The 22,188-nt window shown below is 38.6% G+C and carries 37 protein-coding genes; 34 read left to right on the top strand and 3 right to left on the bottom strand.

What is annotated here, in order from left to right:
- Positions 1-15: 15 nt before the first annotated feature.
- The 26 genes from rplB (at position 16) to JL53_RS13955 (ending at position 13,785) form a co-directional block, all read left to right on the top strand.
- Complete coding sequence (gene rplB, locus JL53_RS14080) at positions 16-849, top strand: 50S ribosomal protein L2 (RefSeq protein WP_014093813.1); 834 nt, start codon at positions 16-18, stop codon at positions 847-849.
- Between the two features lie 87 nt (positions 850-936).
- Complete coding sequence (rpsS, locus tag JL53_RS14075; RefSeq protein ID WP_003720946.1) at positions 937-1,215, top strand: 30S ribosomal protein S19; 279 nt, start codon at positions 937-939, stop codon at positions 1,213-1,215.
- Between the two features lie 20 nt (positions 1,216-1,235).
- Positions 1,236-1,592, top strand: coding sequence for a 50S ribosomal protein L22 (gene rplV / locus JL53_RS14070; protein WP_003727697.1), 357 nt, complete (start codon positions 1,236-1,238; stop codon positions 1,590-1,592).
- A 3-nt stretch (positions 1,593-1,595) separates the two neighbouring features.
- Positions 1,596-2,252 (top strand): 30S ribosomal protein S3, encoded by a 657-nt coding sequence (rpsC, locus tag JL53_RS14065; protein WP_003720944.1) that lies wholly within the window; start codon positions 1,596-1,598, stop codon positions 2,250-2,252.
- Positions 2,253-2,254: 2 nt separating this feature from the next.
- Positions 2,255-2,689, top strand: a complete 435-nt coding sequence (rplP, locus tag JL53_RS14060; protein WP_003720943.1) for a 50S ribosomal protein L16 — start codon at positions 2,255-2,257, stop codon at positions 2,687-2,689.
- Positions 2,679-2,870 carry a 50S ribosomal protein L29 gene (gene rpmC, locus JL53_RS14055; RefSeq protein ID WP_003720942.1) on the top strand — a complete coding sequence of 64 codons (192 nt, stop codon included), beginning with the start codon at positions 2,679-2,681 and terminating at the stop codon, positions 2,868-2,870. The genes rplP and rpmC overlap by 11 nt, the downstream gene beginning before the upstream one ends.
- Before the next feature lie 27 nt (positions 2,871-2,897).
- Complete coding sequence (rpsQ, locus tag JL53_RS14050; protein WP_003720941.1) at positions 2,898-3,161, top strand: 30S ribosomal protein S17; 264 nt, start codon at positions 2,898-2,900, stop codon at positions 3,159-3,161.
- An 80-nt stretch (positions 3,162-3,241) separates the two neighbouring features.
- On the top strand, positions 3,242-3,610 hold the full coding sequence (gene rplN, locus JL53_RS14045; protein ID WP_003723686.1) for a 50S ribosomal protein L14: 369 nt from the start codon (positions 3,242-3,244) through the stop codon (positions 3,608-3,610).
- Positions 3,611-3,647: 37 nt separating this feature from the next.
- Positions 3,648-3,959, top strand: coding sequence for a 50S ribosomal protein L24 (rplX, locus tag JL53_RS14040; protein WP_003720939.1), 312 nt, complete (start codon positions 3,648-3,650; stop codon positions 3,957-3,959).
- A 26-nt stretch (positions 3,960-3,985) separates the two neighbouring features.
- Positions 3,986-4,525 carry a 50S ribosomal protein L5 gene (gene rplE, locus JL53_RS14035; protein ID WP_003720938.1) on the top strand — a complete coding sequence of 180 codons (540 nt, stop codon included), beginning with the start codon at positions 3,986-3,988 and terminating at the stop codon, positions 4,523-4,525.
- Positions 4,526-4,556: 31 nt separating this feature from the next.
- On the top strand, positions 4,557-4,742 hold the full coding sequence (locus JL53_RS14030) for a type Z 30S ribosomal protein S14 (RefSeq protein WP_003723684.1): 186 nt from the start codon (positions 4,557-4,559) through the stop codon (positions 4,740-4,742).
- A 30-nt stretch (positions 4,743-4,772) separates the two neighbouring features.
- Entirely contained in the window at positions 4,773-5,171 is a 399-nt protein-coding gene (rpsH, locus tag JL53_RS14025; protein ID WP_003720937.1) for a 30S ribosomal protein S8, read from the top strand.
- A 30-nt stretch (positions 5,172-5,201) separates the two neighbouring features.
- Positions 5,202-5,738, top strand: coding sequence for a 50S ribosomal protein L6 (gene rplF, locus JL53_RS14020; protein WP_003749693.1), 537 nt, complete (start codon positions 5,202-5,204; stop codon positions 5,736-5,738).
- Between the two features lie 39 nt (positions 5,739-5,777).
- Positions 5,778-6,137: a 50S ribosomal protein L18 gene (rplR, locus tag JL53_RS14015; RefSeq protein ID WP_003764129.1), complete on the top strand. Its 360-nt coding sequence runs from the start codon at positions 5,778-5,780 to the stop codon at positions 6,135-6,137.
- 21 nt (positions 6,138-6,158) lie between these two features.
- Entirely contained in the window at positions 6,159-6,662 is a 504-nt protein-coding gene (rpsE, locus tag JL53_RS14010) for a 30S ribosomal protein S5 (RefSeq protein ID WP_003723681.1), read from the top strand.
- Between the two features lie 16 nt (positions 6,663-6,678).
- The gene (gene rpmD / locus JL53_RS14005) at positions 6,679-6,858 is read left to right on the top strand and encodes a 50S ribosomal protein L30 (protein ID WP_003720933.1); all 180 of its coding nucleotides are present in this window, start codon (positions 6,679-6,681) and stop codon (positions 6,856-6,858) included.
- Between the two features lie 57 nt (positions 6,859-6,915).
- Entirely contained in the window at positions 6,916-7,356 is a 441-nt protein-coding gene (rplO, locus tag JL53_RS14000; protein WP_038407931.1) for a 50S ribosomal protein L15, read from the top strand.
- Positions 7,356-8,651 carry a preprotein translocase subunit SecY gene (gene secY / locus JL53_RS13995; protein ID WP_038407930.1) on the top strand — a complete coding sequence of 432 codons (1,296 nt, stop codon included), beginning with the start codon at positions 7,356-7,358 and terminating at the stop codon, positions 8,649-8,651. The genes rplO and secY overlap by 1 nt, the downstream gene beginning before the upstream one ends.
- A gap of 59 nt (positions 8,652-8,710) precedes the next feature.
- On the top strand, positions 8,711-9,358 hold the full coding sequence (locus JL53_RS13990) for an adenylate kinase (protein ID WP_038407929.1): 648 nt from the start codon (positions 8,711-8,713) through the stop codon (positions 9,356-9,358).
- Positions 9,359-9,744: 386 nt separating this feature from the next.
- A complete protein-coding gene (infA, locus tag JL53_RS13985; RefSeq protein ID WP_003720929.1) occupies positions 9,745-9,963 on the top strand; it encodes a translation initiation factor IF-1 in 219 nt (72 codons plus the stop codon).
- Positions 9,964-10,066: 103 nt separating this feature from the next.
- Positions 10,067-10,180 carry a 50S ribosomal protein L36 gene (gene rpmJ, locus JL53_RS13980; RefSeq protein WP_003720928.1) on the top strand — a complete coding sequence of 38 codons (114 nt, stop codon included), beginning with the start codon at positions 10,067-10,069 and terminating at the stop codon, positions 10,178-10,180.
- Between the two features lie 18 nt (positions 10,181-10,198).
- Positions 10,199-10,564 (top strand): 30S ribosomal protein S13, encoded by a 366-nt coding sequence (rpsM, locus tag JL53_RS13975; protein ID WP_003720927.1) that lies wholly within the window; start codon positions 10,199-10,201, stop codon positions 10,562-10,564.
- A gap of 22 nt (positions 10,565-10,586) precedes the next feature.
- Positions 10,587-10,976, top strand: a complete 390-nt coding sequence (gene rpsK / locus JL53_RS13970; RefSeq protein WP_003720926.1) for a 30S ribosomal protein S11 — start codon at positions 10,587-10,589, stop codon at positions 10,974-10,976.
- 109 nt (positions 10,977-11,085) lie between these two features.
- Positions 11,086-12,030, top strand: a complete 945-nt coding sequence (locus JL53_RS13965) for a DNA-directed RNA polymerase subunit alpha (protein ID WP_003720925.1) — start codon at positions 11,086-11,088, stop codon at positions 12,028-12,030.
- A gap of 16 nt (positions 12,031-12,046) precedes the next feature.
- The gene (gene rplQ / locus JL53_RS13960; RefSeq protein WP_003720924.1) at positions 12,047-12,454 is read left to right on the top strand and encodes a 50S ribosomal protein L17; all 408 of its coding nucleotides are present in this window, start codon (positions 12,047-12,049) and stop codon (positions 12,452-12,454) included.
- Between the two features lie 236 nt (positions 12,455-12,690).
- Positions 12,691-13,785: a DNA glycosylase AlkZ-like family protein gene (locus tag JL53_RS13955; RefSeq protein WP_038407928.1), complete on the top strand. Its 1,095-nt coding sequence runs from the start codon at positions 12,691-12,693 to the stop codon at positions 13,783-13,785.
- A gap of 41 nt (positions 13,786-13,826) precedes the next feature.
- Here JL53_RS13955 and JL53_RS13950 read toward each other — a convergent pair whose 3' ends face one another.
- Positions 13,827-14,726, bottom strand: a complete 900-nt coding sequence (locus JL53_RS13950; protein ID WP_003720923.1) for an acetamidase/formamidase family protein — start codon at positions 14,724-14,726, stop codon at positions 13,827-13,829.
- Between the two features lie 120 nt (positions 14,727-14,846).
- Positions 14,847-15,509: an MgtC/SapB family protein gene (locus JL53_RS13945; RefSeq protein WP_003720922.1), complete on the bottom strand. Its 663-nt coding sequence runs from the start codon at positions 15,507-15,509 to the stop codon at positions 14,847-14,849.
- Between the two features lie 134 nt (positions 15,510-15,643).
- Here JL53_RS13945 and JL53_RS13940 point away from each other — a divergent pair, with 134 nt between their 5' ends.
- From JL53_RS13940 to rpsI, 6 genes are all read left to right on the top strand, one after another.
- On the top strand, positions 15,644-16,483 hold the full coding sequence (locus JL53_RS13940; protein WP_038407927.1) for an energy-coupling factor ABC transporter ATP-binding protein: 840 nt from the start codon (positions 15,644-15,646) through the stop codon (positions 16,481-16,483).
- Entirely contained in the window at positions 16,459-17,325 is an 867-nt protein-coding gene (locus JL53_RS13935) for an energy-coupling factor ABC transporter ATP-binding protein (RefSeq protein ID WP_003720920.1), read from the top strand. Before JL53_RS13940 ends, JL53_RS13935 begins: the two co-directional genes overlap by 25 nt.
- A 2-nt stretch (positions 17,326-17,327) precedes the next feature.
- Positions 17,328-18,125, top strand: a complete 798-nt coding sequence (locus JL53_RS13930; RefSeq protein ID WP_038407926.1) for an energy-coupling factor transporter transmembrane component T family protein — start codon at positions 17,328-17,330, stop codon at positions 18,123-18,125.
- Positions 18,126-18,130: 5 nt separating this feature from the next.
- Positions 18,131-18,877 carry a tRNA pseudouridine(38-40) synthase TruA gene (truA, locus tag JL53_RS13925; protein ID WP_038408265.1) on the top strand — a complete coding sequence of 249 codons (747 nt, stop codon included), beginning with the start codon at positions 18,131-18,133 and terminating at the stop codon, positions 18,875-18,877.
- A gap of 182 nt (positions 18,878-19,059) precedes the next feature.
- Positions 19,060-19,497 carry a 50S ribosomal protein L13 gene (gene rplM / locus JL53_RS13920; protein WP_003720909.1) on the top strand — a complete coding sequence of 146 codons (438 nt, stop codon included), beginning with the start codon at positions 19,060-19,062 and terminating at the stop codon, positions 19,495-19,497.
- A gap of 21 nt (positions 19,498-19,518) precedes the next feature.
- Positions 19,519-19,911 carry a 30S ribosomal protein S9 gene (gene rpsI, locus JL53_RS13915; protein WP_038407925.1) on the top strand — a complete coding sequence of 131 codons (393 nt, stop codon included), beginning with the start codon at positions 19,519-19,521 and terminating at the stop codon, positions 19,909-19,911.
- A 258-nt stretch (positions 19,912-20,169) separates the two neighbouring features.
- On the opposite strand, the gene JL53_RS13910 is transcribed toward rpsI, so the two are convergent.
- Positions 20,170-20,535, bottom strand: coding sequence for a hypothetical protein (locus JL53_RS13910; RefSeq protein ID WP_038407924.1), 366 nt, complete (start codon positions 20,533-20,535; stop codon positions 20,170-20,172).
- 219 nt (positions 20,536-20,754) lie between these two features.
- Between JL53_RS13910 and JL53_RS13905 the strand changes: the two genes are divergently transcribed.
- Both JL53_RS13905 and JL53_RS13900 read left to right on the top strand, forming a co-directional pair.
- The gene (locus JL53_RS13905) at positions 20,755-20,940 is read left to right on the top strand and encodes a DUF6440 family protein (protein WP_038407923.1); all 186 of its coding nucleotides are present in this window, start codon (positions 20,755-20,757) and stop codon (positions 20,938-20,940) included.
- A gap of 293 nt (positions 20,941-21,233) precedes the next feature.
- A complete protein-coding gene (locus JL53_RS13900) occupies positions 21,234-22,187 on the top strand; it encodes an alcohol dehydrogenase catalytic domain-containing protein (RefSeq protein ID WP_038407922.1) in 954 nt (317 codons plus the stop codon).
- The last annotated feature ends 1 nt before the right edge of the window (position 22,188 follow it).

The following is a 22,188-nucleotide window of genomic DNA, read 5'->3' as shown; positions in this document are numbered from 1 at the left end:
CGAGGAGGGGAAACAATGGCGATCAAAAAGTATAAACCTACCACAAACGGGCGCCGGCATATGACTAGTTCAGATTTTGCTGAGATTACTACAAGTACTCCAGAAAAATCTTTACTACGTCCTCTTAAAAAGAAAGCCGGACGCAATAACCAAGGTAAGTTAACTGTTCGTCATCACGGCGGTGGCCATAAACGCCAATACCGCGTGATTGATTTCAAACGTAACAAAGATGGTATTCCAGGACGCGTTGCAACAATCGAGTACGATCCAAACCGTTCTGCTAATATTGCTCTAATCAACTATGCTGATGGAGAAAAACGCTACATCATCGCAGCAAAAGGCCTTGAAGTAGGTCAAACAATTTATTCAGGAGCAGAAGCCGACATCAAAATCGGTAATGCACTAGAATTAAAAGATATTCCAGTGGGTACTGTTATCCACAATATCGAAATGAAACCTGGTAAAGGTGGACAACTAGTACGTTCAGCTGGAACAAGTGCTCAAGTGCTTGGTAAAGAAGGCAAATACGTATTAATCCGCTTAAACTCTGGTGAAGTTCGCATGATCCTTTCCACTTGTCGCGCTACAATCGGTCAAGTAGGTAACGAACAACACGAACTTATCAACATCGGTAAAGCAGGTCGTTCTCGTTGGATGGGTAAACGCCCAACTGTTCGTGGGTCTGTAATGAACCCGAATGATCACCCACACGGTGGTGGTGAAGGTAAAGCTCCAATCGGTCGTAAATCGCCAATGTCTCCATGGGGTAAACCAACTCTTGGATACAAAACACGTAAGAAAAATAACAACTCCGATAAATTTATCGTACGTCGTCGTAAGAAAAAATAATCGGATTAATAGATTGAATAAAATTGGTAGCAGGATAGCGAGGACAAGCGTTCTTAGCTTCCTGACTATGCGAAGGGAGGTTCCGTCATGGGTCGTAGTTTGAAAAAAGGACCTTTTGTTGATGACCACTTGATGAAGAAAGTGGAAGCAGCAGCAGAAAGCGAAAAGAAACAAGTAATTAAAACTTGGTCTCGTCGCTCCACGATTTTCCCAACTTTTGTTGGACAAACAATCGCAGTATATGATGGACGTAAACACGTTCCTGTTTATGTTCAAGAAGATATGGTAGGACACAAACTGGGCGAATTCGCACCAACTCGTACGTACCGCGGTCATGCGGGCGACGATAAAAAAACTAAACGCTAATTTGAGAGGAGGATATCCTAATGGCAAGTGAAGTTACAAGCGCAAAAGCCGTTGCCAAAACGGTTCGTATTGCTCCTCGCAAAGCTAGAATCGTCATTGATTTAATTCGAGGCAAGCAAGTTGGCGAAGCAATTGCAATCTTGAAGTATACTCCAAGATCAGCTTCCCCAATTATTGAAAAAGTATTAAAATCCGCTATTGCTAACGCAGAGCATAACTATGATTTAGACATTAACAACCTTGTAGTTGAGGAAGCATTTGTTGACGAAGGTCCAACACTTAAACGTTTCCGTCCCCGTGCACAAGGTCGTGCAAGTGCAATTAACAAACGTACTAGCCACATTACAGTTGTGGTATCTGAAGTGAAGGAGGGATAATTCGTGGGTCAAAAAGTACATCCAATAGGTATGCGTATCGGTGTCATCCGTGATTGGGACTCCAAATGGTACGCGGAAAAAGATTATGCGGACTTCTTACATGAAGATTTACGCATCCGTGATTATGTTGCAAAACGTCTATCTGACGCTTCTGTTTCTCGTGTAGAAATCGAACGTGCAGCTAACCGTGTGAATATCACAATTCATACTGCTAAACCTGGTATGGTTATCGGTAAAGGTGGTTCAGAAGTTGAAGCATTACGCAAAAACTTAAACGAACTTACTCAAAAACGTGTTCATATCAACATCGTAGAAATCAAACGTGCTGACCTAGACGCAAAATTGGTTGCTGAAAATATCGCTCGTCAATTGGAAGGTCGTGTATCTTTCCGTCGTGCGCAAAAACAAGCTATCCAACGTACTATGCGTGCTGGAGCAAAAGGTATCAAAACTCAAGTATCTGGTCGTCTTGGCGGAGCGGATATCGCTCGTGCTGAACACTATAGCGAAGGAACAGTACCTCTTCATACATTGCGTGCCGATATCGACTACGCATGGGAAGAAGCTGACACAACTTATGGTAAACTAGGCGTTAAAGTCTGGATCTACCGTGGCGAAGTCCTTCCTACGAAGAAAAACAATGTGGAAGGAGGAAAATAATAATGTTAGTTCCTAAACGTGTAAAATACCGTCGTGAATTCCGTGGAAACATGCGTGGACGCGCGAAAGGCGGAACTGAAGTTGCATTTGGTGAATACGGTCTTCAAGCAGTTGAAGCTTCTTGGATTACAAACCGTCAAATCGAAGCAGCTCGTATCGCAATGACTCGTTACATGAAACGTGGCGGTAAAGTTTGGATTAAAATTTTCCCTCATAAATCTTACACTTCTAAACCAATCGGGGTTCGGATGGGTAAAGGTAAAGGTGCTCCGGAAGGTTGGGTAAGCCCAGTCAAACGTGGCAAAATTATGTTTGAAATCGCAGGTGTTCCTGAAGATGTAGCGCGTGAAGCATTACGTCTAGCAGCACATAAACTGCCGGTCAAAACTAAGATCGTTAAACGTGAAGAAATTGGTGGTGAAGCAAATGAAAGCTAATGATATTCGTGATTTATCCACTACCGAAATCCAAGATCAAGAAAAAGCTTTGAAAGAAGAGCTCTTCAACCTGCGCTTTCAATTAGCTACTGGTCAATTAGAAAACACCGCACGTATTCGTGAGGTCCGTAAAGCAATTGCCCGTATGAAAACAATCGTTCGAGAAAGAGAACTTGCTTAAAAAAGAATCGTAAGGAGGTTTTAATACATGGCTGACCGTAACCAACGTAAAGTTTATACTGGTCGTGTTGTATCCGACAAAATGGATAAAACAATTACCGTGGTTGTTGAAACGTACAAGAAACATGGTTTGTACGGTAAACGCGTGAAGTATTCTAAAAAATTCAAAGCGCATGATGAAAATAACATTGCAAAAACTGGCGATGTAGTTCGTATTTCCGAAACTCGTCCATTATCTGCAACTAAACATTTCCGTTTACTAGAAGTTGTAGAAGAAGCAGTAATTATCTAAATCAAAAGTTTGAAAATAGATTGTGAAAAGTTGCCGAGTGCAATTTTTCCGACCCGTTATTCTGGAAGGAGGGTGTCCTAATGATTCAACAAGAAAGTCGTATGAAAGTGGCTGATAACTCTGGCGCACGTGAAGTTTTAACAATTAAAGTGCTAGGTGGATCAGGACGCAAAACTGCTAACATTGGCGATGTTGTCGTGTGTACCGTTAAACAAGCAACACCAGGCGGCGTTGTCAAAAAAGGTGAAGTTGTTAAAGCAGTAATCGTTCGTACTAAGAGTGGAGCACGTCGTCAAGACGGTTCTTACATCAAGTTTGATGAAAATGCATGTGTCATTATCCGTGACGATAAAAGTCCTCGTGGAACACGTATTTTTGGACCTGTTGCTCGCGAACTTCGTGAAAACAACTTTATGAAGATCGTTTCTTTAGCTCCAGAAGTTCTTTAAAAAATAAGTTCCAAGAAATCAAGGAGGTGCTATACCAATGCATGTCAAAAAAGGTGATAAAGTAAAAGTTATTACTGGTAAAGATAAAGGTAAATCCGGCAAAGTGCTCGCAGCATTTCCGAAAAAGGACCGCGTACTTATTGAAGGAATTAATATGGTTAAAAAACATACAAAACCTTCCAACATCAACCCGCAAGGCGGAATCTTGAATGTTGAAGCACCCATCCATGTTTCAAACGTAATGCTAATTGACCCTAAAACAGGCGAACCTACTCGTGTAGGCTACGAAGTTAAAGGCGATAAAAAAGTACGCGTAGCAAAAAAATCCGGTGAAGTAATAGATAAATAATAGTCGTAGGAAGGAGGGAATATTACATGAATCGCCTTAAAGATCAATATCTTAAGGAAATTGTTCCTGCTTTAATGAGCAAATTCAATTATGACTCCGTAATGGAGGTTCCAAAAATAGATAAAATCGTAATCAACACTGGTGTTGGTGACGCTACAGCAAATGCAAAAGTTTTAGACAGTGCAGTGGAGGAGTTAGCTCTTATCACTGGTCAAAAACCTGTAATTACAAAAGCAAAAAATTCTATCGCTGGTTTCCGTCTTCGTGAAGGAATGCCAATCGGTGCTAAAGTAACTTTACGTGGTGAACGCATGTATGATTTCTTAGATAAATTAGTTACTGTTTCACTTCCACGTGTTCGTGATTTCCGTGGTGTATCGAAAAAAGCTTTCGATGGCCGTGGTAACTATACGTTGGGTGTAAGAGAGCAACTTATTTTCCCTGAAATTGATTACGATCAAGTATCAAAAGTACGCGGTATGGACGTAGTAATCGTTACAACTGCCAAAAGTGATGAAGAATCTCATGAGTTACTTACTCAACTAGGGATGCCATTTCAGAAGTAATCAAAATTAATTTTAGTAGGGAGGCGTAAACGTGGCTAAGAAATCAATGATCGCGAAGCAAAAACGCACACCAAAATACGCTGTTCAAGCATATACTCGTTGTGAACGTTGTGGTCGTCCACATTCCGTTATTCGCAAATTTAAATTATGCCGTATTTGTTTCCGTGAACTTGCCTATAAAGGTCAAATTCCCGGCGTGAAAAAAGCAAGCTGGTAAGAAAGAGTTTAAGGAAGGAGGGTATTATACATGGTGATGACAGATCCAATTGCAGATTTTCTAACTCGCATTCGTAATGCAAACATGGTTAAACATGATAAATTAGAATTACCTGCATCCAAAATCAAAAAAGAAATTGCTGAGATATTGAAGCGTGAAGGTTTTATCCGTGACGTTGAATATATTGAAGATGACAATGCTGGAACAATCCGTGTTTTCTTGAAATATGGTGCGACTGGCGAACGTGTAATCACTGGTTTGAAGCGTATTAGTAAACCAGGACTACGTGTATATGCAAAATCAACTGAGGTGCCTAAAGTCCTTAACGGTCTTGGTATCGCAATCGTGTCTACTTCCCAAGGTGTTTTAACCGACAAAGAAGCCCGTGCTAAACAAGTCGGCGGAGAAGTATTAGCATACGTTTGGTAAGAAAAAGTAAACCATAAGGAGGTGCAATAAATGTCCCGTATAGGTAAAAAAACTATTGTGATTCCTGCAGGTGTAACAGTTACACTTAATGGATCAACAGCAACAGTTAAAGGTCCTAAAGGTGAACTTGTAAAAGAGTTCAACCCAGAAATTACTATTAATATTGAAGGCAACGAAATTAACGTTTCTCGCCCGACTGATAATAAGAACCACCGTGCGCTTCATGGTACAACTCGTGCTATTTTAAATAACATGGTTGTCGGAGTTTCCGAGGGTTATGAAAAGAAATTAGAACTTATCGGTGTTGGTTACCGTGCGCAAAAACAAGGCGACAAGCTTGTTCTTAACGTAGGGTACTCTCATCCAGTAGAATTTGTTGCTCCGAAAGGCGTAGAAATTGAAGTTCCTGCAAACACACAAGTGATTGTTAAAGGATACAACAAAGAACACGTTGGAGAATTAGCTGCAAACATTCGTGCCGTACGTCCACCAGAACCATATAAAGGTAAAGGTATTCGTTACGAAGGCGAACATGTACGCCGTAAAGAAGGTAAAACTGGTAAATAATGCCGCTTAATTAGGCAAATGAGAGAAGAGGTGAGTCGTGTGATTACCAAAATCGACAAAAATAAAGTACGTAAAAAAAGACATGCTCGTGTTCGTTCTAAGATTTCCGGAACTGAAAGTCGTCCACGTTTAAACGTATTCCGTTCAAACAAAAACATTTATGCTCAAGTAATTGATGATGTAAATGGTGTGACACTTGCAAGTGCGTCTAATTTAGATAAAGATTTCGGTTCTGCTGAATCAAAAGTTGATGCAGCAAGCAAAGTTGGCGAACTAGTTGCTAAACGTGCTTCCGAAAAAGGTATTACTTCTGTCACTTTTGACCGTGGAGGATACTTATATCATGGCCGCGTAAAAGCTCTTGCTGAAGCAGCTCGCGAAAATGGACTAGAATTTTAATAAGAAGGAGGGACATATTACATGCCTGAGCAAATTGATGGAAACAAATTAGATTTAGAAGAACGCGTTGTTACAATCAACCGTGTTGCTAAAGTAGTTAAAGGTGGACGTCGTTTCCGTTTCACAGCACTTGTTGTTGTTGGAGACAAAAACGGTCATGTTGGTTTCGGTACTGGTAAAGCACAAGAAGTTCCAGATGCAATCCGTAAAGCTGTTGAGGATGCTAAAAAGAACATGGTGCTTGTACCTACTGTAGACACAACTATTCCACATACTGTAGTCGGACATTTTGGTGGCGGAGAAATTCTTCTTAAACCTGCTAGTGCCGGTTCTGGTGTAACTGCTGGTGGTCCCGTTCGTGCGGTCCTAGAACTTGCCGGTGTTGCTGATGTATCTTCCAAATCGCTTGGATCTAATACACCAATTAACATGGTACGTGCTACAATCGACGGAATTAAACAACTTAAAAACGCTGAAGATGTTGCGAAACTTCGCGGCAAAACAGTAGAAGAATTGTTAGGATAAGGAGGGAATTATCGTTATGGCGAAGTTAGAAATCACTTTAAAACGTAGCTTAATCGGACGCCCTCAACCACAACGCAAAACTGTTCAAGCATTAGGTCTTGGTAAAACAAATTCTGTAGTGGTTAAAGAAGATAATCCTGCAATTCGTGGGATGATCACTAAAGTAAGTCATTTAGTGGACGTCAAAGAAGTTTAAGCTTAATATAATAATATGTAATTGATAGAATTTGTTAAATAGGAGGAGGTGCTTGACATGAAACTACATGAACTTAAGCCTTCAGAAGGTTCTCGTAAGGAACGTAATCGTGTTGGTCGTGGAACAGGCTCTGGTAACGGCAAAACTTCAGGACGCGGTCATAAAGGACAAAAAGCTCGTTCTGGTGGTGGCGTACGTCTAGGCTTTGAAGGTGGACAACTTCCACTTTTCCGTCGTATTCCAAAACGTGGATTCACAAATATCAACCGTAAAGAATTTGCAATCGTGAACTTAGATGTTTTAAACCGCTTTGAAGATGGTACAGAAGTAACACCAGAACTTTTAATTGAAACTGGTATTATTCGTAACGAAAAATCCGGAATCAAGATTTTATCAAATGGTAAAATCGAGAAAAAACTTACTGTGAAAGCGAACAAATTCTCTGCAGCTGCTAAAGATGCAATTGAAGCGGCTGGCGGAAAAACTGAGGTGATCTAATGTTTCAAACGTTAGTTAACTTCTTCAAAGTAGCGGACATCCGAAAAAAAATACTATTTACGTTAGCAATGTTAGTTATTTTCCGTATTGGTACATTTGTGCCAGTACCGGGGGTTAACGCTGCAGCATTGCAATCTAGTATGGATGGCGGTATTTTGGGGTTTTTAAACACATTTAATGGTGGGGCGTTAAAAAACTTCTCAATTTTTGCCATGGGTGTAATGCCTTACATTACATCTTCCATTATTGTTCAGTTGCTTCAAATGGATGTTGTTCCAAAGCTAACTGAGTGGTCGAAACAAGGAGAAATGGGTCGTAAAAAACTCAATCAACTTACTCGATACATGACGATAGGTCTTGGTTTAGTCGAAGCATTTGGTATGGCATACGGATTTAACCGCTTGTCATCTGCTGGGTTGGTTATTGAACCATCTATCGGTAGATATGCCATTATCGCGATTGTTCTAACTACAGGTACAATGTTCTTAATGTGGTTAGGTGAGCAAATCACTGTTAAAGGCGTGGGTAATGGGGTTTCCATTATTATCTTTGCTGGTATCGTTGCACGTATCCCTGATGGAGTACGTCAATTATACGTTTCGCAAATTGAAAACGCTGGTGATCAACTTTTCCTACACATATTAACGCTTGCCGGTGTGGCGGTTGCGATTTTAGCTATTGTTGTAGCTGTTATCTTCTTCCAACAAGCATTGCGCAAAATTCCAATTCAATACTCGAAACGTGTAGCAGGAGCGAAACAATCGGGCGCGCAAGCAACTCATTTGCCGTTGAAACTTAACTCTGCCGGAGTTATCCCAGTTATCTTTGCAAGTGCATTTATTATTACACCACAAACAATTCTTACTTTCTTTGATCAAAGTAATGATGTAGTAAAAGTATTGAAAGATGTGTTTGATTACACTAAACCAATTGGTATGATTTTATATGTTGCACTAATTGTTGCTTTCACTTATTTCTATGCTTTCATTCAAGTAAACCCTGAGAAAGTTGCAGACAACTTGAAAAAGCAAGGTGGGTATATTCCTAGTAAACGTCCTGGTCGGGAAACACAAGCTTATCTTACATCGGTACTTTATCGATTAACATTTGTTGGTGCAATTTTCCTTTCAGCGGTTGCTATACTTCCAACTATCGGTACTACTGTGTTTAGTTTACCGCAGTCACTTGCCGTTGGTGGTACAAGCCTACTAATTGTTATCGGGGTAGCATTAGATACTACGAAACAACTTGAAGGACAACTTGTAAAAAGGAACTATCGGGGATTTATCAAATAACACGCAGTTCTTGTTAGGATTTCCTAGCAGGAGCTAGCGCGTAATAAGGGGCGAAACAGTTGAAATTAGTATTAATGGGACTGCCCGGCGCCGGAAAAGGCACACAAGCGGAACAGATTGTTGAGAAATACAACATTCCTCATATTTCCACTGGAGATATGTTCCGAGCAGCTATGAAAAATAATACAGAATTAGGAAAAAAAGCTAAATCCTTTATGGATAATGGTGACCTAGTTCCTGATGAAGTTACAAATGGTATCGTTCGTGAACGTTTAGCCGAAGATGATGCTAAGAATGGCTTCTTGCTCGATGGTTTTCCGCGTACAGTGGAACAAGCAAAAGAACTTGAAAATATTCTGAGTGATTTAGGTACAGAACTTGATGCTGTCATTAACATTGATGTCGAAAAAGATGTTTTAATGAAACGTCTTACTGGTCGCTGGATTTGCCGGACTTGCGGTAAAACTTACCACGAAATCTACAACCCACCAAAAGTTGCTGGGAAGTGTGATCTTGATGGTGGAGAACTTTACCAACGTGAAGATGACAAGAAAGAAACCGTGGAAAATCGTCTGAATGTCAATATGAAACAGACCAAGCCGCTTCTTGATTTTTACTCTGAAAAGGGTAAACTTCACAGCATAAACGGCGAGCAAGATATTGAAGACGTTTTTGTAGATGTGGAAAAAATTCTTGCTTCTTTTTGAGGGGTAAGCTGTGCTGAAATCACTGTCAAAATCAATGCGTGCAAATTGATTTGATTTGTAGTATAATGGATAATTGGCAGTGGAATAAAGGCATCTAAGCAAATCATGATGAACGAGAGAACCGTTTGAAGATCATCCGAATGACGTATATGTTCTACCCTGACCTGTTCAGCCGCAATACTTTTGCGCGTGACAGTTCTTCTGGTTTTACGGATTTCACTTTTACAGGTTGTCTGAAAAGCTGGCGAAATTGTGTTGCCTTTTAAAGAAGTGCATCCATTTTTGCATGTTTTACGTTTTTTTCATGTAAGAGAAATAGTTACACTGAAAGGATTAGGCCTGCATCAGGAACAAATCCAAGAATACAAGAAGGAGGTAGCAAACATATGGCAAAGGAAGATGTTATTGAAGTAGAAGGCGTTGTGCAAGAAACTCTACCAAACGCGATGTTCAATGTTGAACTCGAAAATGGTCATAAAGTACTGGCAACTGTTTCAGGTAAAATCCGCATGCACTACATTCGTATTTTACCCGGAGATAAAGTGACAGTAGAGCTTTCTCCATACGACCTGACACGCGGAAGAATTACTTATCGTTTTAAATAATTTGCACTCCGAAATTGAATTTATATACCGGTCTGGTTCGTCCAGCTTAGAAATTATCGGTTTATAGAGACATTTTCTCTAATAAACAAGGAGGTATATCTATATGAAAGTAAGACCATCAGTGAAACCTATGTGCGAAAAGTGTAAAGTTATTCGTCGTAAAGGTAAAGTAATGGTAATTTGTGAAAATCCAAAACATAAACAAAAACAAGGATAAGAGGAGGTGCTTAAGTAAATGGCACGTATTGCAGGTGTGGACGTTCCACGTGAAAAACGTATTGTTATTTCCCTGACTTACATTTATGGTATCGGTAAACAAACAGCTAGCAAAGTTCTTGCTGAAGCTGGTGTTTCTGAAGATACTCGTACTCGTGATTTAACGGAAGAAGAGCTAGGTAAAATCCGCGAAATCTTAGACCGTATTAAAGTTGAAGGTGACCTTCGTCGTGAAGTAAACTTAAACATTAAACGTCTAATTGAAATTGGTTCTTACCGTGGCATGCGTCACCGTCGTGGACTTCCAGTTCGCGGACAAAATACAAAAAATAATGCCCGTACTCGTAAAGGCCCGTCCAAAACAGTAGCAGGCAAAAAGAAATAATAGTAAAGGAGGTAGTTAGTGAATGGCTCGTAAAACAAATACTCGTAAACGCCGTGTGAAAAAGAATATCGAATCTGGTATTGCACACATTCGTTCTACATTTAATAATACGATCGTAATGATTACTGACACACATGGTAATGCTTTAGCTTGGTCAAGTGCAGGTTCTCTAGGATTTAAAGGTTCTCGTAAATCTACTCCTTTCGCAGCGCAAATGGCAGCTGAAAGTGCAGCTAAATCAGCACAAGAACATGGTTTGAAAACATTAGAAGTAACTGTTAAAGGTCCTGGTTCAGGTCGTGAAGCGGCTATCCGTGCACTACAAGCAGCTGGTCTTGAAGTAACAGCTATTAAAGATGTAACTCCAGTTCCACATAACGGATGTCGTCCTCCAAAACGTCGTCGCGTATAAGTGGTCGTTTTCTTTTGCCAATAGTAGATTTTTACTGTCTTAACTATCAAGGCAGAGAGTTTGACATAAAGACTGATATTCTAGACGTTTTGAAGGAGGGTAAATTTGAATGATCGAAATTGAAAAGCCAAAAATCGAGACGATTGAGATCAGCGATGATGCCAAGTATGGAAAGTTTGTTGTAGAGCCACTTGAGCGTGGATATGGTACAACTTTGGGTAACTCCTTACGTCGTATTCTATTATCTTCTCTTCCAGGTGCAGCAGTAACCTCTATCCAAATTGATGGAGCTTTACATGAGTTTTCTGTAATTGAAGGTGTAGTAGAAGATGTAACAACCATGATTTTAAATATTAAAAAACTTGCGTTAAAAATCTATTCTGATGAAGAAAAAACATTAGAAATCGATATGCAAGGTCCTGGTGTAGTGACTGCAGCTGACATTAATTATGACAGCGACGTTGAGATTTTAAATCCTGACTTACACATTGCTACATTAAGTGATAATGCTAAATTTCATGTGCGTTTAAATGCTACTCGTGGTCGTGGTTATACACCTGCTGATCAAAATAAACGCGAAAATATGCCAATTGGTGTGCTTCCAGTCGATTCAATCTTTTCACCGGTTATCCGTGTGAACTATCAAGTGGAAAATACACGTGTTGGACAATTAACTAATTATGATAAGCTTACGTTTGATGTGTTAACTGACGGAAGTATCAGCCCAGAAGAAGCAGTTTCACTTGGAGCTAAAATTCTTTCTGAGCACTTAAGTATCTTCGTTAACTTAACAGATGAAGCACAAAAAGCTGAAATTATGATTGAAAAAGAAGAAAGCCATAAAGAGAAAGTGCTTGAAATGACTATTGAAGAACTAGACTTGTCTGTTCGTTCATATAATTGTTTGAAACGCGCTGGAATCAACACAGTACAGGAACTTGCTGACAAATCCGAAGACGATATGATGAAAGTCCGTAACTTGGGCCGTAAATCGCTTGAGGAAGTAAAAGTAAAACTGGCTGACCTTGGCTTATCTCTAAGAAACGAAAACTGATAAAGGAGGCAATTCCATGGGTTACAGAAAATTAGGTCGTACAAGCTCACAACGTAAAGCATTACTACGTGATCTTGCAACGGATTTAATCGTACATGAACGTATTGAAACAACAGAAGCTCGCGCTAAAGAGATTCGTAAAGTTGTTGAAAAACTAATCACTTCTGGGAAAAAAGGAGACTTGCACGCTCGTCGTCAAGCGGCTGCTTTTGTTCGTCATGAAGTTGTAGAAGTAGTTCAAGTAGATGCAAAAGGTAAAGATGGTTCTACTGTGAAGAAAAACCGTCCAGTTTACGCGCTACAAAAACTATTTGATGATGTTGCTCCACGTTACGCGGAACGTCAAGGTGGATACACTCGCATCTTGAAAAAAGGTCCACGTCGCGGTGACGGCGCACCAATGGTTATTATTGAATTAGTTTAATAATAAAACGTTTAAAGCAAGTGGAGTGTCATGATATGGGGACTTCTTGTTTCCTTGTCTAGCTCTGTGTTTCCTAGCCTATAAAACAGGCTAGGAGGCAGGCTTTTTTTGTTTGACCTACTTTTACGTATCTTTCTGTAGGTCAAACTTGAAAAGCTTATGTCCTTTTTTTCTTGCACTTCTTTCCAAAAACATCTATAGTGAACTCCAAATACTAGCAAAAGGAGTGGCTAAAGATGCGTATACTAACTAGCTCAGAAATAGCTAAAAACCGTCTATATAATTCTGGCTTACTACATAATAAATTTTCTAACGCACCTGTTGCTGCAAGTGCGTTATTTGGCATACAATCACAATATCAACAATTTGGCGAAATAAGTCTATTTAATCGTGTAGGTGATCTAACAAAAGAAGTGTTGCAGAATGACTACGATCAAAAGAAGCTAATTAAAATTTGGGGTCAAAGAATGACCGTGCACATGTATACGCCTTCTGACTGGTTTTTTATTCACGAAGTATATGCAAGTAGAAACAACTGGATTAAAAAGCATACAGAGGAATTAGGAAGCAATATAGATACGCTTTTGGCAGAAATGGAACTGCTTCTAATGAGTGACGAGAAAATTCCTAAAGAGGCATTTGCAAAATTATTTGGTGAGCAAGCGAAAAAACTGATGACTTGGGGAGGCGTATTTATCCAAGGCTCGCTAGATGGGAAGCTGTATTGTGTGCCGGAATCTCCAAAAACAAAATTTTATAGTCATCGTTATTGGATTAATTCAGAAACAGAAGAATCGTGGCTGAGTACACCTCACATGCAAACAGGGCTAGAAGTAATGGTCAATCGCTACTTCAGTGCATACGGTCCTGCCACAGTCCGAGATTTCAAGCATTGGTCTGGACTTCCAATCTTTGAATTCCAAGCGACACTCAGAAAACTACTACCAACTTATTTCTATTATTTAGGGGAAGATGGGGAGAAGTATTACAGCAAAACGGAAATACAATTAGAAGTAAAATCAGAAAAGCCGATTTTGCTTGGTAAATTCGATCCACTTTTTGTTAGTTATCGAAAAAAGGATTGGTTGGCAAATGAAAAAGAAACAAGCTTAATTTGGAGAACTGCTGGTCAAATTGAAGCAGTTTTAATTATAAATGAAAATTTTTACGGTACGTGGAGATATGAAATTACTGGAGAAAAAATTGCGTTTCATTTTTATTTGAGTAAAAAGTTAGCAAGGAGAGCTCAGAAACAGGTTGAAAAAGAAGCCATACAACTCGCTATATTTTTAAGTAAAAATTATCAAGGAAGTACTTTTGAACAAATATAAAAGAAATCCTATTGCCCGTTAATGGAGCAATAGGATTTCTTTTATAAAAATGGCATTTCTGGAAAATAATCTAATGGTAGTTTGATACTTGCTATCTTACTTGGCTTACTTAAATGGCAAATTTGGAAATCGCCATCGAGTGATAATAAAAACACGGCATCTTCAATGGTCATTTTATCAGTATCTGTTAGTAAATTCACCATATTTTGTAAAGCAGTTTTTGCTGCGTTTTCAATGACAGAATCAGAAGCAATACAAATTAGGTGGTTGTCATGAATGATGACTGGAGTGGGGGCTTTTTTGTTTTTTAGGATTTGAAGCCTTAGTGTAACTTCCGCAGGGATTTCTGCACAACTTGAAGTGATTTCTCTGAGACCGGTAGTTGCATGAACATCACCAACATGAAGCAAAGCTCCTTGCTTTTCAACTGGTAAAAAGATAGTTGCCCCTTCTGTAAGATAAGCGGAATTAAGCACTCCTCCGCAATTAGTAGGAAGTTGAGTAGGTCTTGGTTCGTTGGCTGCTTCAGTCTTTAATAAACCGATTGATTTTTCAATATGAATATTAATTTGTTCTGAGTAAATGATTTTATTATTTTGAATTTTAAAACGCCTAATACAATTATTTGGTAATAAATCATCTAATATTCCGATGTTTGGACCACTTAGTAAAAAAGTATCTGTACTAGTAAGCTTAATTTTTTCAATTGTTACTGCGAGTAAGTCTCCTGGTTCTGCCCCGTCAACAAAAATTGGTCCGCTCGTTGGTGAAAACTGCTTCCAATCTAATTCCCCATAATGAAGGCGTGCTTCGTGAATTTGGCCATTAAAGTGATCTTTTATTTTTATTTTCACAACAGAGCCATCTTTCACTGTAAGCGCAGGTTGCGTCAATTTATCCATCTCATAAATCGACTGCTCTCTGGTTACAAGATTTTTCATTTCATCCCTTCTCTCTGTTCAGTTTTATACTGACGGGTGAATTATAGCAAACAGATAACTCTGATGTAAATGGATATTCTGTGAACAATTGAAGTCCTTTAACTGAAAAAAAGGACTAGTTTATTCCATTTTTTCTATAGTGACATGAGCGAGGTTTTGAATAAAGTGAAATAGTTCGGATTCTTCACTCTTATTCTTTGTCTTTATAACAATATTGACTTTAAAAACAAGGTTTTCACCAACTGTTTCTTTTTCGGTATTGTAAGAAATTATTTGCTGATTATTTTGCTTTATTTTCTCGGTAATCTTTACGATATTGGCACGATCAGTAGTTGTATATAGGAGGGATGTTGTATGGAGACCAAATGATTTAAAAATAATACTAAGAAATTCTAGACCTATTAATGTAAGCAAAGTAGCTGCAATACCAACCCAGTACATGCCAGCTCCAACTGCAAGACCGATACCAGCAGTAGCCCAAAGACCTGCTGCAGTAGTCAACCCCCTTACAAATTTCTTTTGGATAATAATTGTCCCCGCACCAATAAAGCCAATTCCGCTTACAACTTGCGCAGCGACACGACTAGGGTCAAAAGATACAGTTTGCATTTTAGCAATTTCTGAAAAGCCATACTGAGAAACAATCATAATTAATGCACTACCAAGAGAGACAAGAAAATGTGTTCTAAATCCAGCTTCTTTAGCTCTGATTTCTCGGTCAAGGCCGATAATCGCCCCAAGAACACCTGCAACAACAAGCCGCAAAATAAAATCGGGTAACATAATATCACTTCCTTAACTTATATGTACTTTATTTTTACCCTAAATAAACCAATGCAATCAACAAGGAAATTTTGCGCCAGGTGGATGTTTATACTATAATAAACAATGAATGGTCGAAAAGTGAGGTGTTAAGCGTGGCGGAAAGTTTTGTAAGATTAGAACACGTTTTTTATAAGTATGAAGACACGGAGAAATTTGCAGTTAAAGATGTATCAATTTCTGCGGAAAAAGGGGAATGGGTGGCACTTGTTGGTCACAACGGTTCAGGGAAATCAACCATTGCTAAACTATTGAATGGTTTGCTTTTTCCAGAAGATGGTTTAATTAAAATCGGACATTTTGTTTTGTCTGAAAAAAATATATGGGAAATTAGACGACAAGTCGGAATGGTTTTTCAAAATCCCGATAATCAATTTGTTGGAGCTACTGTGCAAGATGATGTGGCTTTCGGTCTTGAAAATCACGGAATTCCGCATGATATTATGGTAGAGCGTGTCGAATCGGCCCTTAATGAAGTCGGTATGCAAAGATACGCATTACACGAACCAGCTAGACTTTCTGGGGGACAAAAACAACGAGTCGCTATTGCAGGTGTGCTGGCATTACAACCAGATGTTATTATTTTAGATGAAGCGACTTCAATGCTTGATCCAAGAGGCCGAGCGGAAGTGATGGAAACAATTCGAATCATGCGTGAACAAGAAGATATTACAGTTATTTCGATTACACATGATTTGGATGAAGTTCTTTTTGCTGATCGGGTAATTGTGATGAACGAAGGAGAAATTCATAGCGAAGGAACGCCAAAAGAAATCTTTGAGCAAGCTGATGCGATGCGAAAAATCGGATTAGGTGTACCGTTTATTATTGAGTTACAGGAAAAATTAGCTGCTGGTGGCTTTGAAACAGGAAGTACCGTGCTATCGGAAGGAGCATTACTAAATCAATTATGGAAATTAAACTCGAACAACTAGGTTATTGTTACCAAAAAAATAGCCCATTTGAAAAGCGAGCATTACTGGATGTAAATGTTTCTTTTGATTCTGGTAGCTATTCCGCGATTATTGGGCACACTGGTTCTGGGAAATCAACGTTACTTCAACATTTGAATGCACTTTTAATGCCAACAGAAGGTAAAATTACAGTGGGTGATAGAGAAATTGTTGCTGGAGTAAAACAAAAAAAACTTCGCAATCTTCGTAAAAAAGTGGGAATTGTTTTCCAGTTTCCAGAAGCGCAATTATTTGAAGAAACGGTGGAAAAAGACATTTGTTTTGGACCGATGAATTTTGGCGTTTCTGAAGAGGATGCGAAACAACGCGCGAAAAAAGTGATTTATGAGGTGGGGTTAACTGAGGAAATTTTATCCCGTTCCCCATTTGAACTTTCTGGCGGACAAATGCGTAGGGTTGCGATTGCGGGTGTTTTGGCTATGGATCCAGAAGTACTCGTGCTAGATGAACCAACTGCTGGACTGGACCCACATGGACGAGAAGAGATTATGGAAATGTTTTATAACCTCCACAAAGAAAAAGGACTAACTACTGTTCTTGTAACGCATAGCATGGAAGATGCCGCGCGATATGCGGAGAAAATCGTTTTAATGAAAGCTGGAACGGTCCTTAAAATTGGAGCTCCACGAGAAATATTTGCTAATCCAGAAGAATTAATTGAACTAGGTCTTTCTGTTCCTGATGTGGTACGATTTCAAGGTTTATTTGAACGTAAATTCAATGTGAAGTTAACTAAAACTTGTTTAACCATAGATGAACTAACAATGGAAATGGCGCCACACTTAGCGAAGGGCGGGGCTTAATCATGATGGATAAAATGATTCTCGGGCGCTATATTCCGGGAAATTCTTGGCTACACAAGCTTGATCCTCGTGCGAAAATTACTGCTGTCATGGCGTTTATTGCTATTGTTTTTTTAGCGAATAACTGGCAGACGTATGCGCTAATGTTTGTTTATGTGTTGTATCTAGTTTTAACCTCGAAAGTGCCATTTTTATTTTTTATTAAAGGGTTACAACCAATATTTTGGCTGATTTTAATTACATTGTTACTACAAGTTTTTTTTACAAAAGGTGGAACAATATTAGTGGATTTAGGGCCTCTACAAATTACGACACTGGGACTTGCGAACGGGGCAATGATGTTTTGTCGCTTTGTACTGATTATTTTCATGACAACTTTGTTAACACTTACAACAAGTCCGATTGAACTAACAGATGGACTAGAGAAAATTTTGGCACCTTTCCGCTTAGTACATTTGCCTGTTCATGAACTCGCACTGATGTTAAGTATTTCGCTTCGTTTTATCCCAACGCTCATGGATGAAACAGAGAAAATTTTGAAAGCACAAAAAGCGCGTGGAGTAGAATTTACAAGCGGAAAATGGCGAGATCGGATTAAGGCAATTATTCCATTACTTGTTCCATTGTTTATTAGTGCGTTTAAACGGGCAGAAGATTTAGCGATAGCGATGGAAGCGAGAGGTTATCGTGGCGGAACAGGACGGACACGATTTCGTTTGTTACGCTGGCGGTTTGCTGATACATTTTTACTTATTTCACTTGTTATTTTAAGTGGATTATTATTTTGGTTGCGGAGTTGAAAGGGATGACAAGGTATAAAGCAGTAATTTCTTATGACGGAAGTGGATTTTATGGTTATCAAGTACAACCAAATACGCGGACTGTTCAAGCGGAAATTGAAAAAGCACTAAAGAAAATGCATAAAGGGAAAAGCGTCCGAGTGACAGCATCCGGAAGAACGGACACTGGAGTGCATGCGAAAGGTCAAGTAATTCATTTTGATTCGGAACTAGCTATTTCAGCTGAAAAATTCCAAAAAGCGCTTCAAGTGATGACACCTTTTGATATTAGCTTCATAACAGTAGAAGAGACACCAGCGGATTTTCATGCTAGATTTTGCACAGTAGGAAAAGAATATCGTTATATAATAAAGCGAACAAAAATTTTTGACCCATTTAGTCGTAATTTTGCACTGCATTATCCCTATGAACTTAATATAGCGCAAATGAAGATTGCAAGTGAATGCCTAATTGGTGAACATGATTTCACTAGTTTTTGTTCCGCAAGAACAGAGCGAGATTCGAAAGTCCGGACGCTTTATAGTATTGATTTCTATGAAGAAGATAACGAGACTTTGGTCATTGCTTTTCAAGGGAATGGTTTTTTGTACAATATGGTACGAATTCTAACAGGAACACTACTTGATGCGGGACAAGGACGAATCTCCCCAGACGATATTACAAAAGCACTTTTGGCACGTGATCGGCAAAAACTCATAAGTAAGACTGCGCCACCACAAGGATTGTATTTGTGGCGGGTTGACTATGAATAAAAATTAAATAAAGCATTGACTTTTTGACCCAAAAACGGTATTATGGACTATGGTATTGTTTGCCCCACAATAAGCCCCGGAAGGTTGTTGTGTTTAAACAATAAAAATATAGAATAGCATTTCGGGAATTAGGAACAGTTTTCGGGAGCTAATTTGTTTCAATTTATTTAGGAGGGTAATTCATGCGTACAACTTATATGGCGAAACCCGGCGAAGTAGAACGTAAATGGTACGTTATCGACGCTACTGGTGTTTCTTTAGGACGTTTATCCAGTGAAGTTGCTTCAATTCTTCGCGGAAAAAACAAACCACAATTTACTCCACATATCGATACTGGAGACTTTGTAATCATCATTAACGCTGGTAAGATTGGTCTTACTGGTAAAAAAGCTACTGACAAAATTTACTACCGTCACTCACAATATCCAGGCGGTTTGAAATCTCGTACTGCAGGTGAAATGCGTACAAACAATCCAGAGAAATTATTAGAACTATCTATCAAAGGTATGCTTCCAAAAAATTCTCTTGGACGTCAATTATTCAAAAAATTACACGTATATGGTGGAGCAGAGCACGAACATGCAGCTCAACAACCAGAAGTATACGAATTACGCGGTTAATTAATAAAGGAGGAATACTAAGTGACTCAAGTACAATATTACGGAACTGGTCGTCGTAAAAGCTCTGTAGCTCGTGTACGTTTAGTACCAGGCGACGGCAAAATCGTTATTAACAATAGAGACTGGGAAGATTATATCCCATTTGCAGCTCTTCGTGAAGTTATCAAACAACCTTTAGTAGCTACAGAAACTTTAGGTAACTATGATGTACTAGTAAACGTTCACGGTGGTGGTTACACTGGTCAAGCTGGTGCTATCCGTCATGGTGTAGCTCGTGCACTATTACAAGTGGCACCTGAGTACCGCCCAGCGCTTAAATCTGCTGGTCTACTTACTCGTGACCCACGTATGAAAGAACGTAAAAAATACGGACTTAAAGGCGCGCGTCGTGCACCTCAGTTCTCAAAACGTTAATATCGACGTTTCAAAGCATTTCCCTTTTCGGAGGGGAGTGCTTTTTTATTTTGGCTATAATAATGGTTATACAGCCTATTCTTATGACTCATAGAAATTAAAGAAGCTAATAAAAGTTTTAAGTCGAAAATAAAAACCACCTTGTGGGAGGCAGTTTTTATTTGATTCAGCAGCCTATTAAGTTGATTAACAGACAGTGAATGGATAAGATAAGTTTTTAAAATTTGTGATTCAAAACAATGAACATATATTGCGTTTCTATTCTCGAACCGATGTCTGTCTAAAATAAAACACCGAAGCAATTATTAATAACACAATCGCAGGGAATGCTAAAAGGGCGGTAAGTGCAAAACATGTACACCCGATTATTCCTAAAATATGTCCAACAATAGAAATTCCTGCTTTTTTAGATTTTACTAAACCGATAATATGAATAATAAGTCCGATGCCAGCCATGACATAAAAGAAAGTTCCGACTCCACTTGTTTGTGATCCATCTCCACCTGAAAAACTCTCGCTAAAAGCCATAAATGTTATAACGAACCAAGATGTTGTAAATAAAATCGCATTAATAATATCTAAAATTGCTGCAGTGGTGTTGATTCCTAACGTTGTCTTTTTCATTTTTTTCTCTCCTTTTTTGTTATTCTATATAATCGCAGTGCGTTTATACCTTGATACGAAACTTGGAATTCTATTTATTTATCCGATAATTTTCTGTAGCTGATAAAAGATCTTATAATTAATACTGCTTTTTTGCATAAAGCCTTTTGTAAACGCTCTAACCATGATATATAATAAAAAGTAAGTTATACGATGGCATAAATATAGGAGGACTTAAAATTGGCAGAAGAACGGTTTAAAAAAATATATACACAAGGAAAATTAAATATTACAGAAATTTTGGTTGATCAACAAACAGGAGTGCAATATATTTTTCATCTTTCTGGTTATGCGGGTGGAATGACACCACTTTTAGATAAAGACGGGAAACCCTACATAGCAGACCTAGATAAATTCGACTCATGATAGATATATACTGAAAGTTCACAACAAGGAGTACAACGTGAAAAAATACATAAGTACACTCTATGTAGTAATCATAACAATATTTTGGGGAGATTTATTATGCACAATGATTAAAATGGGAATTGGATTTGATTATTCAATTTGGTACCAAGTGGCGCTTTTTGTTTCGTTCATCTCACTTTTTAAAACGAACGTAAAGTATAAATGCTTTTGGGCCTACTGTTCATCTGCAAAGCTGTTTTAGTTACCAAGTATTATTTGTAAGTTTTTAGTTTAAAAAAGGGCGTGATTGGATGAAAGCTGCAGTGGTTTACGAAGCGGGAGGGACGGAAAAGCTTGTCTATCAAGATATAGTGATGCCGGAGATGAAAAAAAGTTGGTCATTAGTTAAAGTTAAGGGGTTTGGGATAAATCATTCTGAAATATTTACAAGAGAAGGTAAGTCCCCCTCAGTGAAGTTCCCGCGTATTTTAGGAATTGAATGTGTAGGCGTGATTGAAAAAACGACGGATGCTAAATCATTACCAATTGGTCAAAAAGTAGTCTCCATTATGGGAGAAATGGGACGCGCATTTGACGGAAGCTATGCAGAATACATATTGCTACCAAATGAACAAATCTATCCCGTTGAAACAAACCTTTCTTGGACGGAGTTAGCTACAATTCCAGAAACTTATTACACTGCATATGGATCGATGCAAAACTTACAACTGCTGGAAACGGATACTGTGCTTGTTCGTGGTACTACAAGCGGGGTAGGAATTGCCTTTTTAAACTTGGTAAAAGCTAAATTTCCAAATCTTGTGTTAGATGGAACAAGTCGGAATATGGCAAAAAATAAATCGTTGTTAGCAGCGGGATTCAGTGATGTGGTAATGGATCTGAATGGAGAATTACAAACAGATAATGCTTATACTAAGATTTTCGAGCTAATTGGCCCGGCGACAATTAAAGATAGTTTTCATCATTTGAAAGAGCGGGGTATATTATGTAGCACAGGACAACTTGGTGAGAAATGGTATTTAGAAGCATTTGACCCGATTATAGATTTACAGAAAAATAGTTATTTAACGAGTTTTTATTCTGGAAATGTAGATGGGGGAAAATTAAATGAATTACTTAGATTTATTATTGAATTTAATATTGAAATAAAACCGGAAAAGATTTTTAAGTTAGACGAGATTCAAGAAGCACATGAGTATTTACAAAGTAAGCATAGTTTTGGCAAAATAATTGTACTTGTTTAAA

The organism is Listeria ivanovii subsp. londoniensis, assembly GCF_000763495.1.
In the GTDB taxonomy this organism is placed as follows: domain Bacteria; phylum Bacillota; class Bacilli; order Lactobacillales; family Listeriaceae; genus Listeria; species Listeria londoniensis.
This window is presented reverse-complemented; position numbering and strand designations above follow the sequence as displayed.

What these genes read in the sequence shown, in the direction of transcription:
- rplB (WP_014093813.1), top strand. Translation starts at nt 16, where the DNA reads ATGGCGATCAAAAAGTATAAACCTACCACAAACGGGCGCCGGCATATG.
- rpsS (WP_003720946.1), top strand. Translation starts at nt 937, where the DNA reads ATGGGTCGTAGTTTGAAAAAAGGACCTTTTGTTGATGACCACTTGATG.
- rplV (WP_003727697.1), top strand. Translation starts at nt 1,236, where the DNA reads ATGGCAAGTGAAGTTACAAGCGCAAAAGCCGTTGCCAAAACGGTTCGT.
- rplP (WP_003720943.1), top strand. Translation starts at nt 2,255, where the DNA reads ATGTTAGTTCCTAAACGTGTAAAATACCGTCGTGAATTCCGTGGAAAC.
- rpmC (WP_003720942.1), top strand. Translation starts at nt 2,679, where the DNA reads ATGAAAGCTAATGATATTCGTGATTTATCCACTACCGAAATCCAAGAT.
- rpsQ (WP_003720941.1), top strand. Translation starts at nt 2,898, where the DNA reads ATGGCTGACCGTAACCAACGTAAAGTTTATACTGGTCGTGTTGTATCC.
- rplN (WP_003723686.1), top strand. Translation starts at nt 3,242, where the DNA reads ATGATTCAACAAGAAAGTCGTATGAAAGTGGCTGATAACTCTGGCGCA.
- rplX (WP_003720939.1), top strand. Translation starts at nt 3,648, where the DNA reads ATGCATGTCAAAAAAGGTGATAAAGTAAAAGTTATTACTGGTAAAGAT.
- rplE (WP_003720938.1), top strand. Translation starts at nt 3,986, where the DNA reads ATGAATCGCCTTAAAGATCAATATCTTAAGGAAATTGTTCCTGCTTTA.
- rpsH (WP_003720937.1), top strand. Translation starts at nt 4,773, where the DNA reads ATGGTGATGACAGATCCAATTGCAGATTTTCTAACTCGCATTCGTAAT.
- rplF (WP_003749693.1), top strand. Translation starts at nt 5,202, where the DNA reads ATGTCCCGTATAGGTAAAAAAACTATTGTGATTCCTGCAGGTGTAACA.
- rpsE (WP_003723681.1), top strand. Translation starts at nt 6,159, where the DNA reads ATGCCTGAGCAAATTGATGGAAACAAATTAGATTTAGAAGAACGCGTT.
- rpmD (WP_003720933.1), top strand. Translation starts at nt 6,679, where the DNA reads ATGGCGAAGTTAGAAATCACTTTAAAACGTAGCTTAATCGGACGCCCT.
- rplO (WP_038407931.1), top strand. Translation starts at nt 6,916, where the DNA reads ATGAAACTACATGAACTTAAGCCTTCAGAAGGTTCTCGTAAGGAACGT.
- secY (WP_038407930.1), top strand. Translation starts at nt 7,356, where the DNA reads ATGTTTCAAACGTTAGTTAACTTCTTCAAAGTAGCGGACATCCGAAAA.
- infA (WP_003720929.1), top strand. Translation starts at nt 9,745, where the DNA reads ATGGCAAAGGAAGATGTTATTGAAGTAGAAGGCGTTGTGCAAGAAACT.
- rpmJ (WP_003720928.1), top strand. Translation starts at nt 10,067, where the DNA reads ATGAAAGTAAGACCATCAGTGAAACCTATGTGCGAAAAGTGTAAAGTT.
- rpsM (WP_003720927.1), top strand. Translation starts at nt 10,199, where the DNA reads ATGGCACGTATTGCAGGTGTGGACGTTCCACGTGAAAAACGTATTGTT.
- rpsK (WP_003720926.1), top strand. Translation starts at nt 10,587, where the DNA reads ATGGCTCGTAAAACAAATACTCGTAAACGCCGTGTGAAAAAGAATATC.
- JL53_RS13965 (WP_003720925.1), top strand. Translation starts at nt 11,086, where the DNA reads ATGATCGAAATTGAAAAGCCAAAAATCGAGACGATTGAGATCAGCGAT.
- rplQ (WP_003720924.1), top strand. Translation starts at nt 12,047, where the DNA reads ATGGGTTACAGAAAATTAGGTCGTACAAGCTCACAACGTAAAGCATTA.
- JL53_RS13955 (WP_038407928.1), top strand. Translation starts at nt 12,691, where the DNA reads ATGCGTATACTAACTAGCTCAGAAATAGCTAAAAACCGTCTATATAAT.
- JL53_RS13950 (WP_003720923.1), bottom strand. Translation starts at nt 14,726, where the DNA reads ATGAAAAATCTTGTAACCAGAGAGCAGTCGATTTATGAGATGGATAAA.
- JL53_RS13945 (WP_003720922.1), bottom strand. Translation starts at nt 15,509, where the DNA reads ATGTTACCCGATTTTATTTTGCGGCTTGTTGTTGCAGGTGTTCTTGGG.
- JL53_RS13935 (WP_003720920.1), top strand. Translation starts at nt 16,459, where the DNA reads ATGGAAATTAAACTCGAACAACTAGGTTATTGTTACCAAAAAAATAGC.
- JL53_RS13930 (WP_038407926.1), top strand. Translation starts at nt 17,328, where the DNA reads ATGATGGATAAAATGATTCTCGGGCGCTATATTCCGGGAAATTCTTGG.
- truA (WP_038408265.1), top strand. Translation starts at nt 18,131, where the DNA reads ATGACAAGGTATAAAGCAGTAATTTCTTATGACGGAAGTGGATTTTAT.
- rplM (WP_003720909.1), top strand. Translation starts at nt 19,060, where the DNA reads ATGCGTACAACTTATATGGCGAAACCCGGCGAAGTAGAACGTAAATGG.
- JL53_RS13910 (WP_038407924.1), bottom strand. Translation starts at nt 20,535, where the DNA reads ATGAAAAAGACAACGTTAGGAATCAACACCACTGCAGCAATTTTAGAT.
- JL53_RS13900 (WP_038407922.1), top strand. Translation starts at nt 21,234, where the DNA reads ATGAAAGCTGCAGTGGTTTACGAAGCGGGAGGGACGGAAAAGCTTGTC.